This is a genomic window from Bradyrhizobium sp. USDA 3397, from assembly GCF_054060965.1.
Genome location: NZ_JBSSDS010000001.1, coordinates 5,520,101 through 5,534,756 on the forward strand (window position 1 = coordinate 5,520,101; position 14,656 = coordinate 5,534,756).

14 protein-coding genes are annotated in these 14,656 nt (G+C 64.3%); 12 read left to right on the forward strand and 2 right to left on the reverse strand.

What is annotated here, in order from left to right; genetic code table 11:
- Positions 1–37: 37 nt before the first annotated feature.
- On the forward strand, positions 38–769 hold the full coding sequence (locus ACVWYQ_RS25445) for an HAD-IA family hydrolase (protein WP_271546361.1): 732 nt from the start codon (positions 38–40) through the stop codon (positions 767–769).
- Positions 770–837: 68 nt separating this feature from the next.
- Entirely contained in the window at positions 838–2,058 is a 1,221-nt protein-coding gene (locus ACVWYQ_RS25450) for a pyridoxal phosphate-dependent aminotransferase (RefSeq protein WP_271546359.1), read from the forward strand.
- 473 nt (positions 2,059–2,531) lie between these two features.
- Here the strand turns inward: ACVWYQ_RS25450 and ACVWYQ_RS25455 are convergent, their stop codons facing one another.
- Positions 2,532–3,344 carry an SDR family oxidoreductase gene (locus ACVWYQ_RS25455; protein WP_271546357.1) on the reverse strand — a complete coding sequence of 271 codons (813 nt, stop codon included), beginning with the start codon at positions 3,342–3,344 and terminating at the stop codon, positions 2,532–2,534.
- A gap of 91 nt (positions 3,345–3,435) precedes the next feature.
- Positions 3,436–4,494: a polysaccharide deacetylase family protein gene (locus ACVWYQ_RS25460; protein ID WP_456726516.1), complete on the reverse strand. Its 1,059-nt coding sequence runs from the start codon at positions 4,492–4,494 to the stop codon at positions 3,436–3,438.
- A 163-nt stretch (positions 4,495–4,657) separates the two neighbouring features.
- On the opposite strand from ACVWYQ_RS25460, the gene ACVWYQ_RS25465 reads away from it, so the two are divergent.
- The 10 genes from ACVWYQ_RS25465 (at position 4,658) to phoB (ending at position 14,613) form a co-directional block, all read left to right on the forward strand.
- Positions 4,658–6,052: an OmpA family protein gene (locus ACVWYQ_RS25465; protein ID WP_456726517.1), complete on the forward strand. Its 1,395-nt coding sequence runs from the start codon at positions 4,658–4,660 to the stop codon at positions 6,050–6,052.
- Positions 6,053–6,054: 2 nt separating this feature from the next.
- Entirely contained in the window at positions 6,055–6,357 is a 303-nt protein-coding gene (locus ACVWYQ_RS25470; protein WP_157285723.1) for a hypothetical protein, read from the forward strand.
- 447 nt (positions 6,358–6,804) lie between these two features.
- The gene (locus ACVWYQ_RS25475) at positions 6,805–7,860 is read left to right on the forward strand and encodes a lysylphosphatidylglycerol synthase domain-containing protein (protein WP_456726518.1); all 1,056 of its coding nucleotides are present in this window, start codon (positions 6,805–6,807) and stop codon (positions 7,858–7,860) included.
- A 46-nt stretch (positions 7,861–7,906) separates the two neighbouring features.
- Positions 7,907–9,199 carry an ATP-binding protein gene (locus ACVWYQ_RS25480; protein WP_036042748.1) on the forward strand — a complete coding sequence of 431 codons (1,293 nt, stop codon included), beginning with the start codon at positions 7,907–7,909 and terminating at the stop codon, positions 9,197–9,199.
- 149 nt (positions 9,200–9,348) lie between these two features.
- Complete coding sequence (pstS, locus tag ACVWYQ_RS25485) at positions 9,349–10,362, forward strand: phosphate ABC transporter substrate-binding protein PstS (protein WP_271546350.1); 1,014 nt, start codon at positions 9,349–9,351, stop codon at positions 10,360–10,362.
- A gap of 135 nt (positions 10,363–10,497) precedes the next feature.
- Complete coding sequence (gene pstC, locus ACVWYQ_RS25490) at positions 10,498–11,487, forward strand: phosphate ABC transporter permease subunit PstC (RefSeq protein ID WP_036001678.1); 990 nt, start codon at positions 10,498–10,500, stop codon at positions 11,485–11,487.
- A gap of 4 nt (positions 11,488–11,491) precedes the next feature.
- Positions 11,492–12,337: a phosphate ABC transporter permease PstA gene (gene pstA, locus ACVWYQ_RS25495; protein ID WP_157285717.1), complete on the forward strand. Its 846-nt coding sequence runs from the start codon at positions 11,492–11,494 to the stop codon at positions 12,335–12,337.
- Positions 12,334–13,155, forward strand: a complete 822-nt coding sequence (gene pstB / locus ACVWYQ_RS25500) for a phosphate ABC transporter ATP-binding protein PstB (protein WP_271546347.1) — start codon at positions 12,334–12,336, stop codon at positions 13,153–13,155. The genes pstA and pstB overlap by 4 nt, the downstream gene beginning before the upstream one ends.
- 11 nt (positions 13,156–13,166) lie before the next feature.
- Positions 13,167–13,883 (forward strand): phosphate signaling complex protein PhoU, encoded by a 717-nt coding sequence (gene phoU / locus ACVWYQ_RS25505; RefSeq protein ID WP_456726519.1) that lies wholly within the window; start codon positions 13,167–13,169, stop codon positions 13,881–13,883.
- Positions 13,884–13,905: 22 nt separating this feature from the next.
- Positions 13,906–14,613 (forward strand): phosphate regulon transcriptional regulator PhoB, encoded by a 708-nt coding sequence (phoB, locus tag ACVWYQ_RS25510; RefSeq protein ID WP_008143479.1) that lies wholly within the window; start codon positions 13,906–13,908, stop codon positions 14,611–14,613.
- The last annotated feature ends 43 nt before the right edge of the window (positions 14,614–14,656 follow it).

Consider the following 14,656-nt stretch of genomic DNA (forward strand, 5'->3'; position numbering starts at 1 on the left):
GCTCGTCAGGCGCCGCCAACAGACCAGGAGGCCTCGAGTGATCGATTTCGACAAGTTCAAGGTTGTTACGTTCGACTGTTATGGCACGCTCATCGATTGGGAGACCGGCATTGCCCGGGTCGTCCGTCCATGGATCGACGCCATCAACCCGGCGATTCCGACCGATCTCGTCGTCACGTCCTTCGCGCTTCACCAGGCCAAGCATCAACAGACGAGACCTGCATTGCTCTACCCCGAAGTGCTCGCCAGGACATGGAAGGATATCGAGCGCACCTTTGGCTGGACCGCGGACGGAGGTCATGCCGCAAATTTCTCGGCTTCGGTTCCGGAATGGCCAGCTTTCCCCGACACGGTGGATAGCCTGCGGTATCTGTCGCGCTTCTACAAGCTAGTCATCCTGTCAAATGTTGACAACACGTCGCTTACGGGAACGCTGCGCCACCTCGAAGTGCCCTTCGAATTAACGGTGACGGCGGAGGATGTCGGCTCGTACAAGCCTGCACTGCCGCACTTCACACGCGCCATCGAGGCGCTGGCCGCGAAAGGCATGGCAAAAAACGAAATCCTGCATGTCGCGCAGAGCAAGCATCACGACGTCGCTCCTGGGCGCGAACTTGGGCTGACCACCGTGTGGGTCAATCGTCGCCACGACCGGGCCGGAAGCGGGGCCACCTTGGCGACGGAGGCCGAGCCGCATCTGACCGTCAATTCGCTTGCCGAACTCGTGGCGTTGCACAAAGGACGGTCCAGATCAGCTTCGGCAAGCTGAGCGTCACAAACCGCATCGCTGATCAGGCAATTGGCTCGGTGCATCAAAGGAGCACCGAGGAAGGAAACATGATGACTTCGTTGCTAGAGAAATTCGGAAGACTTGCTACCGACGATGCGCCAGGCCAGGAGGTACGTCAGGCTTCGACTCATCATGCAAATTTGCTGAAGGGGAGAACTCTCGACGGTATGCCAGTTGACTTTTCCCATGGTGACGTGGATGCCTTCGAGCCTGCACCGGGTACCCTGGAAGCATTCGTCCAAGGCGTCCGTGTCGGCGGCAAGAGAGCCTACACAGAATACAGGGGCGATGCCGAGATTCGTCATGGGCTCGCGGCGAAGCTCGAGCGTTTCACCGGTGCACCGGTTTCAGCCTCCGAGGGTCTGATGGTCACGCCAGGAACCCAGGGCGCACTCTTTCTGGCCATCGCGTCAACGGTGTCAGCAGGCGATAAGGTCGCGATCGTCCGACCGGACTACTTCGCAAACCGAAAACTTGTCGAGTTCTTCGGCGGCGAAATCGTTCCCGTCAGCCTGGACTATCTCGGAACGACCACTTCAAGTGGAATCGACCTCTCCGGTCTCGAAGATGCCCTCAGAGCCGGAGCGAAGGTCTTCGTCTTCTCCAACCCGAACAATCCGACTGGCGTCATCTACTGTCGGGAGGACGTCGAGAGCATATCGCGGCTCGCCGTACGTTACGGTGTGACCGTGATCGTCGATCAATTATACGCACGACAGATATTCGATGGAGCGGACTATTGGCACCTGCGCGCCGGCGACGTCGACCCTGACCGGATCATCACGATCATGGGACCTTCCAAGACGGAATCACTGAGTGGGTATCGTCTTGGGGTGGCGTTCGGATCTCCAGCGATCATCTCGCGCATGGAAAAGCTGCAGGCGATCGTCTCGCTGCGGGCCGCGGGCTATAGCCAATCGGTGCTGCAAAGCTGGTTTGACGAGCCGACAGGATGGATGGAGGAGCGTATACGCCTGCATCAGATCATTCGGGATGATCTGATCGAATCGTTCGATTCGGTGGAGGGTGTCAGAGTCCGTCGACCACAAGGCGGCAGCTACCTGTTCCCACGCCTGCCGAAGCTGTCGGTATCCATGAGGGATTTCGTTCGCATACTCCGACATCAGGCCGCCGTGACGGTGACCCCTGGCACGGAATTTAGCCCTCACTCCGACGACAGTGTCCGTCTCAATTTTTCGCAGGCCCGACAGCCCGCCGCGCGTGCCGTCGAACGGGTCGTCCAACTCGTCGAGCGATACCGCGCATGATGATCCCGCAACAACGTGGAAGGCCAATACCGCAGGGAAACTACGTCCCTGCCAAACGACACGGCGATCTGGTGTTCACTTCGGGGGATGACGCCCCGAGAGAAGGGAAAACTCTTATTCTCAGGCCCGATAAGCGCTGACGTCCCACTTGTCGACTACCGGAATGCGGTGGTCCTGGCGTGTTGCAACGCTCTCGATTGTGGCCTTGGCGGACATGCACATCTGGGACCGCCAATGCACCTTTTCGAGCGGAAAGCAGACGTCGCTGTGCCTGCATCGCCCCTGATGGATTTTGACTACATGCCCCAGCTCGGCAGTGTTTTGCCCGACGTGTCAACATCATCGCGGCGGCAAGGGTCGTTTCCGCGCGGCAAGAAAAGCCCCTTGTCGATCAAGGGGCTTCCTACTGTGCATGGGGTTGTTTTCAACGTTTTGGTTTTGAGCCCCGCTGTGCGTGACGGGAGATCGCCAGATCAATCGCTGTCCCACCCGCTGCCCTTGATCCCGGGGTTCGCATAGACGATGCCGCCATCCACCGCGATGGTCGCTCCAACGACGTAATCGCCCGCGCGCGAGGCGAGGTAGATCGCGGCGCCTGCCATGTCCTCGTCGGTGCCGATGCGGCCCACGGGGACGCGCGTTGCAACCTCGTCGGCGTGGTCGCGTGCGGCGCGGTTCATGTCCGATTTGAACGGGCCCGGCGCGATCGCGGTGACCACGATGTGGTTCGGGATGAGCTTCACCGCCATGCGCCGCGTCAGGTGGATCAGCCCGGCCTTGCTCGCGGCATAGGAATAGGTCTCGCCGGGATTGACGAAGATGCCGTCGATCGAGGCGATGTTGATCACCTTCGCCGGCCGTTCCGCGCTTGCCGAGGCGCGCAACGTCGGCGCCAGCGCCTTGGTCAGGAAGAACGGCGCCTTGACGTTGAGGTTCATCACCTTGTCCCAGCCGTTCTCGGGGAATTCGTCGAACTCCGCGCCCCAGGCCGCGCCCGCATTGTTGACGAGGATGTCGAGCCGGGACTCGCGCTTCTTGAATTCGCTCGCGAGCAGCTCGCAGCCGGCGACCGTGGACATGTCGATCGGCAGCGCGATGCATTCGCCGTCATATTGCGCGCTGAGCGCCTTGGCGGTCTCCTCGCACGGTCCGGCCTTGCGCGCGGTGATGTAGACCTTCGCCGCGCCGGCACTGAGAAATCCCGCCGCGATCATCTTGCCGATGCCGCGCGAGCCGCCGGTTACCAGCGCGATGCGGCCCTTGAGCGAGAACAGATCGTTGAACATGCGTTCCTCCCTTTGTTGCCGCCGGTTGTGGGCGGAGCAGGGAGGGGAGTCAAGAAAGGCGCGCTTGTCCTCGACCAGTGCAGATTGAGGCCTACGCCGCCGCGATGCGGCGGAAGCCGTTCCACATCGCGGTCGCGGCGCCCGAGGTCAGCACCGGAAGGATCCGCGCGTCCTGATAATTGCCATTGAGCGAGACGCGGGGCAGCGCGGTCATGTGGCCGGCGTTCTCCGCGAACAGCATGCCGGGCCGCGTCGTCACCGCGGTCTTGAAACCGGCGGATGCGGCAAGGGCGAATTCGCGCGCGCCCGCGGCGTCACGGTCGCCATAGGGATAGGCGAGGTGCAGCACGGGGCGCTCCAACACCTGCTCGATCCGCGCGCGGCTTGCGGCCATCTCCTGCGCGGCGATGTCTTCCGTCTGCTTGGCGAGGTTGCAATGGCTGACGCTGTGCGCGCCGATCGTGACCAGCGGATCGGCGGCAAAGGTCTTGAGCTCGGCCCAGGACAGGCACAGGCCGCGGCACAGCGCTTCCATGTCGACGCCGTAAGTCCTGCACAGCGCGCCGATCTCGCGCGCAAGATCCTGCTCGCTCGGCAGCGCGCGAAGCCAGTCGTGCAGGCGGTCGAACGCCGCCTGCTTCGCCGCGACACTGGTCGCATCGAGCCGCAGCGCGGAATTGCCGATCTGAATGTCGATCTGCTCGGCCTTGGCGATCACGGCCTCCAGCGCCGTCCACCACAATCGTCCGGTGCCGTCGGCAAAATCGCTCGCGACATAGACTGCCAGCGGCGCGTCAAATTCGCGCAGCACCGGCAGCGCGTAATCCAGATTGTCGCGGTAACCGTCGTCGAGGGTGAAGGCGGCGAAGCGGCGGTCGAACCGGCCCCGCACCAGCCGCTCATGCAGCTCGTCCATGCTGACGATGTCAATGTCGCGCGTGCGCAAATGGCACAGCGTGGCGCGCAGGAAGTCGGGGGTGACTTCGAGATGCCGGTTCGGCTGGAACGCGGCCTCGCGCGCCGGCCGCACGTGGTGCAGCATGAAAATGGCGCCGACGCCCGACAAAATCGGGCGCAACAGGTGGTGCGCCCCGCTGAGATAGAGTGCTCCCAGCCCGGCGCGGATGACGTTGTTACGCAGTTGTTTCATGACCGGGTGGGGACTTTGGCATTCCGGCCTCAACTTACGGAAGAACTCTTGAAGAAAAAGTTATTCCGATTGTCCCACCCGGGCCTTGGGACCAGGGCCATTTCCGGTTTGACAGCCTGCCAAGGGTTTGTTTTGTCTCCGTTTCCAGAGGTCGGGTCGTCGAATGCAGAAGCTTTTCTCGTGGGCCAGCAAATGGTGGCCGGGGTTGATCCCCCTTGCCGTCATGTGGGGATTTGCGGCCTGGAATAATACCTTACCGGTGGAGGCCGATCTGTCGGCCCGCAGCTCGGCTGCGCTCAAGGACACCGTTCTGGACAAGACCCGGATCGCGGTCGACGGCCGCGACGTCAGCCTGGCCGCGGACGCCTTCTCCGAGGAGGGGCGCCGCGACGCCGTGATGGCGGTCGAAACCGTGCCCGGCGTGCGGCTGGTCGACGACCGGACCCGCCTCGTTCCCGAGGCCAAGCCCTTCGTCTGGAATGCCGAGCGCGACGTGGTGCGGGTGACGCTGTCGGGCTCCGCGCCGCTGCCATCGATGAGGGCCCGGCTGACCGAGGCGGCCCGCAAGGAAGTCGGCGGCGTCGAGGTCGCCGACCAGATGGGGCTGGCGCGCGGGGCGCCGCCTCGGTTCGAAGCCGCCGCGGTGCTGCTGCTGGATCAGATCGGCAAGCTGAAGGACGGCAAGATCACGATCACCGACACCAAGGTCAATCTGTCGGGCATGGCGCGCGAGCTCGGCGGCCGTGAGGCGATCGCAGCTGCGCTGAAGAACCTGCCCGAGGGTTTTTCGATTGCGTCCAACGAGATCAAGGCGCCGCCCTACATCTTCCAGGCCTACAAGGATCCGGTGGCTGCGACGGTGACGCTGACCGGCTATGTTCCGGACAACAACGTCCACGCCACGATCGGCACCAGCGCCTCGCGAAAGTTCTTCACCGAAAAGGTCGTCGACAATCTCAAGGCCAGCATCGGCGCCCCCGGCTCCTTCAGCACGGCTGTTATCGCCGCGCTCGGCGCGCTGTCGCGGCTGTCGACCGGCACGCTGGTCGTCTCCGACCGCGAGGTGAAGCTCTCGGGCGATGCGCTCTACGAGGGCGCCGCCAACGAGATCCGCGCAGGCCTCGGCAAGGACTTCCCGAAGCACTGGCAGTACAAGCCGGAGATCACGGTGAAGCCCGCCGCAGGCCCGGTCGACGGCACCGTGTGCCAGCAATTGTTCTCGGAGCTTCTGACCAAGGGCAAGATCCGCTTCGCGAACAGGCGCGCGGACATCGATCCCGACTCGGCCGGCATTCTCGATCGCCTCATCGAGACCGCGCTGCGCTGCCCCACCACCAATATTGAGGTCGTCGGACACACCGACGCCGATGGCGAGGATGCCTTCAACCAGGCCCTTTCGGAAAAGCGCGCGCAGGCGGTGATCGACTATCTCGTCAAGGCGGGCCTTCCTGCCAGCCGCTTCACCGCGGTCGGCCATGGCAGCACGCAGCCCGTCGCCGGCAACGACACCGATGAAGGCAAGGCGCAGAACCGCCGCATCGAATTTCTGGTGAGGTGACGATGCCCTATCTCGTCTCGTTCCATCTCGGCTGGCTGATCGGCTCGCTGCTGTTGGGCTTCTGCATGGGCTGGATCTCGGTGGTCCAGCGCGGCAACGGCACCTCGAAGGTGACGGCGCGGTGGCTCGCAGTGTTTGCCGCCGCCCTGGTCGCGGCCTCTCTCACCCATGTGGTCCCCGGTCGCTTCGGCTACTGGCTCGACCTCGGCCTGATCATGTTCGCCTGCTATCTCGTCGGCGGCACGATCGGCGCGTGGCTGCGCGATCGGGTGGTCTCGCGTACCGCGCCGCCAGCCGCTGTGTGATGTTGCTATGCACCCTCAGCGAGGGACGGGTGTGCCTCCGCCGCGGCCTTTCGGCGCATTGGAAAACCGGGACCTGGCCGCTCCAGTCACCCCTCTTTCAACAGGCAGGCCGGCTCCATAGATTGACGTCGGCTTAAGGCGTGACGGAACATTGTGCGGCCGAAATCATCAAAACTTCATGGCCCCTGCGCAGGATCGCCTGGAGATTCGCGCCAAGCCTTGCCGACGAAAGCGCCAAACCCTGCACTGGGAGCTGCAACCCTGCCTAAAATATTGAAGGCACGTGTTTTTGTTCGAATTGGCGAATTCCACTTCGGCCGAAAACGCGCTAGTGGAGGGGCAGGGGGCATGCGCGATTCCGGCGCCGGCGGCGAGGGTTCGTTGAATGCCTGCGCGTCCGCCTGTCCGCCGGCCACCCTGGCCGCTGAAGCGTTGTTCGAGGTCTAGATGCTGGAAGCCATACGCAGGGCGACGACGTTTCTGCGCCAGAAGCAAGTCCTGCATAAGCTTGGAGTCGTGATCAGCATCGCGGTCATCGGCATCGCTTGCTACGTGCTCTACCACATGCTGCGCGGCATCGATTTCAACGAGGTCCTCGAAGCGATCAAGAGCACCGAGCCGAGCCAGATTGCGATGGCGGCGCTATTCGTCACTGCGGGCTATTTCACGCTGACCTTCTACGACCTCTTCGCCACGCGCGCGATCGGCCATGCCCATGTGCCCTATCGCATCAACGCGCTCGCGGCCTTCACCAGCTATTCGATCGGCCACAATGTCGGCGCCTCCGTCTTCACCGGCGGGGCGGTGCGCTACCGCATCTATTCGGCCTATGGGCTCAACGCGATCGACGTCGCAAAAATCTGCTTTCTCGCCGGCCTGACCTTCTGGCTGGGCAATGCCGCCGTGCTCGGCCTCGGCATCGCCTACCATCCGGAGGCGGCAGCCTCGATCGACCAGCTGCCGGTCTGGCTGAACCGGACACTGGCGCTGACGATCATCGTGGCGCTGATCGGTTACGTGATCTGGGTCTGGAGCCAGCCGCGGGTGGTCGGCCGCGGCCCCTGGACCGTGGTGCTGCCGGGCGGCCCGCTGACGCTGCTCCAGATCGCGATCGGCATCGTCGATCTCGGTTTCTGCGCGCTGGCGATGTATGTGCTGGTCCCCGACGAGCCCAATCTCGGCTTCGTGATGGTCGCGGTGATCTTCGTCTCGGCGACCCTGCTCGGCTTCGCCAGCCATTCACCCGGAGGCTTGGGGGTGTTCGATGCCGCCATGCTGGTCGGCCTCTGGCAGATGGACCGCGAGGAGCTGCTGGGCGGCATGCTCCTGTTCCGCGTCCTCTATTATCTGTCTCCGTTCGTCTTATCTGTAATCTTGCTGACGTTTCGAGAGGTTATAATCGGCGCCCGATCGAAGCGCTTGCAACAGGCGGCGCTCAAGCTGGACCCCGGCCCGGCGCCTGAAGCCGCCTATGTGAGAGAGCGCAGCGACAGCGGCGCCTGACCGGTGTCAGGTCCTTAAGGACAGTCCCCAGGAGAAGTCCGCCCCGATGGCGATCGACGCCCCCTCTTCTCCCTCCGCCCAGCCCTGGTCCGATCGGCTGCGGCACTCGACCATCATCCTGATCGCCGCGGCGCTGGCGCTGTCCGTCGTGGTCTCGCTCGGCGAATTGTCGGCGCTGCACGCTGCAATCGTGTTCCTCTGCATCGCGGCGGCTGCCTTGATCCCGTGGCGGCTGCACGATCCCGCCACCTCCCGCGACGACGTCAGACGCATCAACCCGGTCGAGAGCGCGGCGGTGGCCGCGGTGGTCGCCGGCATGCCGGATCCGGCGGTGCTGCTCGACCGGGCCGGCCGCGTCATCCACCTCAACGCCGCCGCCGCCCAGCTCGCGCCGGCGCTGCGCAAGAACGAGCTCGCCCAGTTCGCGCTGCGCTCGCCGGAGATCATCACCGCGCTGCGCGAGGCCATCGCGACCACCGAGCCGCGGCGCGCGACCTATCTCGATCATGTTCCGGTTGATCGCTGGATGGAGCTGATCATCACGCCGGTACCGGTGCCGACCAGCTTCGGCGGCGCCGACAAATGCATGCTAATGACCTTCCACGACCAGACGCCGCTGCGCCGGGTCGAGGAGATGCGCGCCGACTTCGTCGCCAATGCCAGCCACGAGCTGCGCACGCCGCTGGCGGCGCTGTCGGGCTTCATCGATACGCTCCAGGGCCAGGCCAAGGACGATCCCAAGGCGCGCGAGCGCTTCCTCGGCATCATGCACAACCAGGCCACGCGCATGGCGCGCCTGATCGACGATCTCTTGTCGCTGTCGCGGGTCGAGCTGTCGGCCCATGTCCGGCCCGACACCCTGGTCGATCTCGTCCCGATCATCCGTCAGGTCGCCGACGGGCTCGAGCCGCTGGCGCGCGAGCGTCAGGTCGAGGTGGACATCCACCTGCCGGAGCCACCGGTGATGATCGCGGGGGACCGCGAGGAGCTGCTCCGCCTGTTCGAGAACCTGATCGAGAACGCGCTCAAATACGGCGCCTCCGGCGGGCGCGTCATCGTGTCGCTGACCTCGAGCGCCGCCGCTGACGGAACTCAGGAAATTCGGGTCATGGTCCGCGATTTCGGCCCGGGCATCGCGCCGGAGCACCTGCCGCGGCTGACCGAGCGCTTCTACCGGGTCGATGTCGGCGACAGCCGCTCGCAAGGCGGCACCGGGCTCGGGTTATCGCTGGTGAAACATATTCTTAACCGTCATCGCGGCCGCCTTTTGATCGAAAGCGTGCCCAGGCAGGGCGCCACCTTCACCGCCTGTTTTCCCCAAACCAAGACTCCGGCTTGATCGGAAACGCAAGCAATTTCAACTGCTTGGTGTCGTCATCCAACTGTCACGAAACCTTCGTAAAAGCACAGCCGACCGCCCCTAAAGCGGCGGCGCGGGGAGCGCGATCGGGCGCGGATGGCGCTTCGCTCCCCTGTATGGAGACCAGCATGAATTTCCTCAAAACCATGGTCGCTGCCGGCTTGGTCGCCGCATCGACGACGGTAGCCTTTGCAGCCGACATCACCGGTGCCGGCGCGACGTTCCCGTTCCCGATCTATTCGAAGTGGGCCGACGCCTACAAAAAGGAGACCGGCAACGGTCTGAACTATCAGTCCATCGGCTCCGGCGGCGGCATCAAGCAGATCCAGGCCAAGACCGTGACCTTCGGCGCCACCGACGCGCCGCTCAAGGCCGAGCAGCTCGAGAAGGATGGCCTCGTCCAGTGGCCGATGGTGATGGGTGCCATCGTCCCCGTCGTCAACCTCGAGGGCGTGAAGCCGGGCGAGCTGGTGTTCGACGGCGAGACCTTGGCCAACATCTATCTCGGCAAGATCACCAAGTGGGACGATGCCGCGATCAAGAAGCTCAATCCCAACGCGAAGCTGCCGTCAGAAGCCATCACCGTGGTCCGTCGTTCGGACGGCTCGGGCACCACCTTCAACTTCACCAACTATCTCTCCAAGGCCAGCGCGGACTGGAAGAGCAAGGTCGGCGAGGGCACCGCGGTCGAGTGGCCGGTCGGCGTCGGCGCCAAGGGCAACGAGGGTGTGTCAGGCAACATCAGCCAGACCAAGAACTCGATCGGCTATGTCGAATACGCCTATGCCAAGCAGAACAAGCTCACCCACACCGGTCTCGTCAACAAGGCCGGCAAGCCGGTGCAGCCGACCGTCGAGGCCTTCCAGGCGGCCGCCTCCAACGCCGATTGGTCCAAGGCTCCCGGCTATTACGTCATCCTGACCGAGCAGCCCGGCGAGAAGTCCTGGCCGATCACGGCGGCGACCTTCATCCTGATGCACAAGTCCGCCACCGACAAGGCGGCCGCGCAGGAAGCGATCAAGTTCTTCCGCTGGGCCTTCAAGAACGGCGGCAAGATGGCCGAGGAGCTCGACTACATTCCGATGCCGGAAAGCGTCGTCCAGCAGATCGAGAAGACCTGGGCTGCCGAGATCAAGAGCTAAGGCGCCATATGTGTCCCGGACACGGTTCCGGGACGCTGCAAGATCTCCGCTCCGGATCGGCCTCCTGCCGCATCCGGAGCGCGCCACCAACAACAAGCGTACATAAAACGGGTATAGGGGATCGGCGTGGCTGAGATGGCTGTTGAGAGCAATGTGATTGATGCTGCCGGTCCATATGATCGCGCCAAGGCCTTGAGCGCGTTCAAGCTCGGCGACGTCACCTTCTACTGGATCACGCGGTTGTCCGCGATCTCGGTGCTGCTGATCCTCGGCGGCATCATCATCTCGCTGATCGTCGGCGCCTTCCCGGCGATCCAGGAGTTCGGCATCTCCTTCCTGTGGACGCAGCGCTGGGCGCCCTCGGCCGATCCGCCGGTGCTCGGCGCGCTCGGGCCAATCTACGGCACGCTCGTCACCTCCTTCATCGCGATGCTGATCGCCATTCCCGTCGGTCTCGGCATTGCGATCTTCCTCACCGAGCTCTGCCCGCAATGGCTGCGCCGCCCGATCGGCATGGCGGTCGAGCTGCTCGCCGGCATTCCCTCGATCATCTACGGCATGTGGGGCTTCTTCGTGCTCGGCCCCTTCCTGGCCAACACCTTCCAGCCCTTCATGATCAGGGTGTTCGACGGCGTCCCCGTGCTGGGCGCGATCTTCGCAGGGCCCCCGTCCTATCTCAGCCTGTTCAACGCCGCGCTGATCCTCGCCATCATGGTGCTGCCCTTCATCACCTCGATTTCGGTCGACGTGTTCAAGACGGTGCCGCCGGTGCTGAAGGAAGCCGCCTACGGCGTCGGCTGCACCACCTGGGAGGTCGTCCGCAGCGTGGTGATCCCCTACACCCGCGTCGGCATCATCGGCGGCGTCATGCTGGCGCTGGGCCGGGCGCTCGGCGAGACCATGGCGGTGACCTTCATCATCGGCAACTCGTTCCGGATCTCCTCGTCGATCTTCGCGCCGGGCACGACCATCTCGGCGGCGATCGCATCCGAGTTCGCCGAGAGCGACGGCCTGCACCAGTCCGGCCTGATCCTGCTCGGCCTCCTGCTGTTCGTGCTGACGTTCTTCGTGCTCGCGGCCGCCCGTTTGATGCTGCTGCGCCTCGAAACCAAGGCCGGGAAGTGAAGCCATGAACCCGATCTATTCACGCCGCCGCCGCTGGGACATCGTCATCCGCGGCCTCTGCATCGCCGCCGCCGCCTTCGGCGTCACCTGGCTCGCGCTGATCCTGGTCACGCTGCTCTACAACGGCCTGGCCGGGCTCAACCTCCAGGTCTTCACAGCTGACACGCCGCCGCCCGGATCGAACGAGGGCGGCCTGCGCAACGCCATCGTCGGCTCGCTGATCATGACCGTGATCGGCGTCGGCATCGGCGCGCCGCTCGGCCTGTTCGCCGGCACCTATCTCGCCGAGTACGGCCGCAACGACAAGCTGACCTCGGTGATCCGCTTCATCAACGACATTCTCTTGTCGGCACCCTCGATCATCATCGGCCTCTTCATCTATGGCGCGGTGGTGGTGCCGATGCGCGGCTTCTCGGCGATTGCGGGCGCGCTGGCGCTTGCCGTCATCGTGATCCCGGTCGTCGTGCGCACCACGGAGGACATGCTGCTGCTGGTGCCGAATCCGTTGCGCGAAGCTGCCAGCGCGCTCGGCCTGCCGCGCTCGCTGGTGATCAGGCGAATCGCGTACCGTGCGGCGCGCGCCGGCCTCATCACCGGCGTGCTGCTCGCCACCGCCCGGGTCGCCGGCGAGACCGCGCCGCTGTTGTTCACGGCGCTGTCGAACCAGTTCTTCAGCCTCGGCCTGGACAAGACGATGGCGAACCTGCCTGTCACCATCAACAACTTCGTGCAGAGCCCCTACGAATATTGGAAGCAACTCGCCTGGAGCGGCGCGCTGCTGATCACCCTGACCGTGCTTGCCCTTAACATTGGCGCGCGCATCCTTGGCGCCGAGAGGACTGCAAAATGAGTGAAATGTCTGTTTCCGTCAGCGCACCGACCGTTCATCCCGGTTCGCAGCCGTTGCCCGAGGCGCCCGCCAAGGTCACCGCGCGCAACCTCAACTTCTACTACGGTGATCACCACGCGCTGAAGAACATCAACCTGGCGCTCGGCACCAACCGCGTCACGGCGTTCATCGGCCCGTCCGGCTGCGGCAAGTCCACCCTGCTGCGCATCTTCAACCGGATGTACGACCTCTATCCGGGCCAGCGCGCAGACGGTCAGCTGTTGCTCGACCATACCAACATCCTCGACCCCAAGCTCGACCTCAACCTGCTCCGTGCCCGGGTCGGCATGGTGTTCCAGAAGCCGACGCCGTTCCCGATGACGATCTACGAGAACATCGCCTTCGGCATTCGTCTCTACGAGAAGATCTCCAAGTCCGAGATGGACGGCCGCGTCGAGAAGGCGCTGCGCGGCGGCGCGCTGTGGAACGAGGTCAAGGACAAGCTCAATGCCTCCGGCCTGTCGCTCTCCGGCGGCCAGCAGCAGCGCCTCTGCATCGCCCGCACCGTCGCGGTGCGGCCCGAGGTGATCTTGTTCGACGAGCCTTGCTCGGCGCTCGACCCGATCTCGACCGCCAAGGTCGAAGAGCTGATCCAGGAATTGTCCGAGAACTACACGATCGCGATCGTGACCCACAACATGCAGCAGGCGGCGCGCGTCTCCGACAAGACCGCCTTCATGTATCTCGGCGAGTTGATCGAGTTCGATGACACCAGCAAGATCTTCACGTCGCCGAGCGATCGGCGCACGCAGGATTACATCACCGGCCGGTTCGGCTGAGGAGACGGAACATGGGTTCTGAACATACCGTAAAGGCCTTCGACAGCGATCTTCAGGAGCTCACCCGCCTGGTCGCCGAGATGGGCGGCATCGCCGAACGCATGATCGTCGATTCCGTCGACGCGCTGATCCGCCGCGACGTCGCGCTCGGCCAGCGCGTCGTCACGACCGACGCCGAGCTCGACGCGCTGCAGAAGCGCATCGAGGAGCGCGCCGTTCTCACCATCGCCCGCCGCCAGCCGATGGCCGTCGACCTGCGCGAGATCGTCGGCGCCATGCGCGTTGCGACCGATCTCGAGCGCATCGGCGATCTCGCCAAGAACATGGGCAAGCGCGTCGCGGCGCTGGAGACGGATTTCCATCCGCTCAAGCTGTTCCGCGGCCTGGAGCACATGACCGACCTCGTGCAGCAGCAGGTCAAGTCGGTGCTGGACGCCTATGCCGCGCACGACCTGCCGGCGGCGATGGCAGTGTGGAAGGGCGACGAGGAAGTCGACGCCATCTGCACCTCGCTGTTCCGCGAGCTCCTCACCTACATGATGGAGGATCCGCGCAACATCTCGTTCTGCATCCACCTGATGTTCTGTGCCAAGAACATCGAGCGGATCGGCGATCACGCCACCAACATCGCCGAGACCGTGTTCTACATGATCGAGGGCCAGGCGATCACCGACAAGCGGCCGAAGGGCGACATGACGACCTTCGCCACGACGGTGCCGAACACCTGACGACTTAAGGAGCGACGACAACATGGGCGCACGCATTATGGTGGTTGAGGACGAGGAAGCTCTCACCGAGCTTCTTCGCTACAACCTCGAAGGCGACGGCTATGACGTCGAGACGGTGATGCGCGGCGATGACGCCGACACCCGCCTCAAGGAGCACATTCCCGATCTGATCGTGCTCGACTGGATGCTGCCGGGCCTGTCGGGCATCGAGCTGTGCCGGCGGCTTCGGACCCGCCCCGAGACCAAGCAGCTGCCGATCATCATGCTCACCGCGCGCGGCGAGGAGAGCGAGCGGGTGCGCGGGCTTGCGACCGGCGCGGATGATTACATCGTCAAGCCGTTCTCGGTGCCGGAGCTGCTTGCGCGCGTGAAGGGTCTGCTCAGGCGTGCGAGTCCCGAGCGCCTCGCCACCGTGCTCGCCTATGGCGATATCGAGCTCGACCGCGACAAGCGCCGCGTGGCGCGCTCAGGCCGGCCGATCGATCTCGGCCCGACCGAATATCGCCTGCTGGAGTTCTTCCTGGAGCATCCCGGCCGCGTGTTCTCGCGCGAGCAGCTGCTCGACAGCGTCTGGGGCCGCGACATTTACATCGACGAGCGCACCGTCGACGTCCATATCGGCCGCCTGCGCAAGCTGCTCAATCTCGGCCGCGAGCAGGACCCGATCCGCACCGTCCGCGGCGCCGGCTACGCGCTGGACGATCGCTTTGCGAAGGCTGAGCAGACATAAAGCGCCAGCGACAGCTGGTTTGGCGAACTGCGGCGCCGATCTC

Coding starts and splice junctions, on each gene's coding strand:
- ACVWYQ_RS25455 (WP_271546357.1), bottom strand. CDS start 3,344: ATGTTCAACGATCTGTTCTCGCTCAAGGGCCGCATCGCGCTGGTAACC.
- pstA (WP_157285717.1), top strand. CDS start 11,492: ATGAACCCGATCTATTCACGCCGCCGCCGCTGGGACATCGTCATCCGC.
- ACVWYQ_RS25475 (WP_456726518.1), top strand. CDS start 6,805: ATGCTGGAAGCCATACGCAGGGCGACGACGTTTCTGCGCCAGAAGCAA.
- phoU (WP_456726519.1), top strand. CDS start 13,167: ATGGGTTCTGAACATACCGTAAAGGCCTTCGACAGCGATCTTCAGGAG.
- pstB (WP_271546347.1), top strand. CDS start 12,334: ATGAGTGAAATGTCTGTTTCCGTCAGCGCACCGACCGTTCATCCCGGT.
- ACVWYQ_RS25470 (WP_157285723.1), top strand. CDS start 6,055: ATGCCCTATCTCGTCTCGTTCCATCTCGGCTGGCTGATCGGCTCGCTG.
- pstC (WP_036001678.1), top strand. CDS start 10,498: ATGGCTGTTGAGAGCAATGTGATTGATGCTGCCGGTCCATATGATCGC.
- ACVWYQ_RS25465 (WP_456726517.1), top strand. CDS start 4,658: ATGCAGAAGCTTTTCTCGTGGGCCAGCAAATGGTGGCCGGGGTTGATC.
- ACVWYQ_RS25460 (WP_456726516.1), bottom strand. CDS start 4,494: ATGAAACAACTGCGTAACAACGTCATCCGCGCCGGGCTGGGAGCACTC.
- pstS (WP_271546350.1), top strand. CDS start 9,349: ATGAATTTCCTCAAAACCATGGTCGCTGCCGGCTTGGTCGCCGCATCG.
- ACVWYQ_RS25450 (WP_271546359.1), top strand. CDS start 838: ATGATGACTTCGTTGCTAGAGAAATTCGGAAGACTTGCTACCGACGAT.
- ACVWYQ_RS25480 (WP_036042748.1), top strand. CDS start 7,907: ATGGCGATCGACGCCCCCTCTTCTCCCTCCGCCCAGCCCTGGTCCGAT.
- phoB (WP_008143479.1), top strand. CDS start 13,906: ATGGGCGCACGCATTATGGTGGTTGAGGACGAGGAAGCTCTCACCGAG.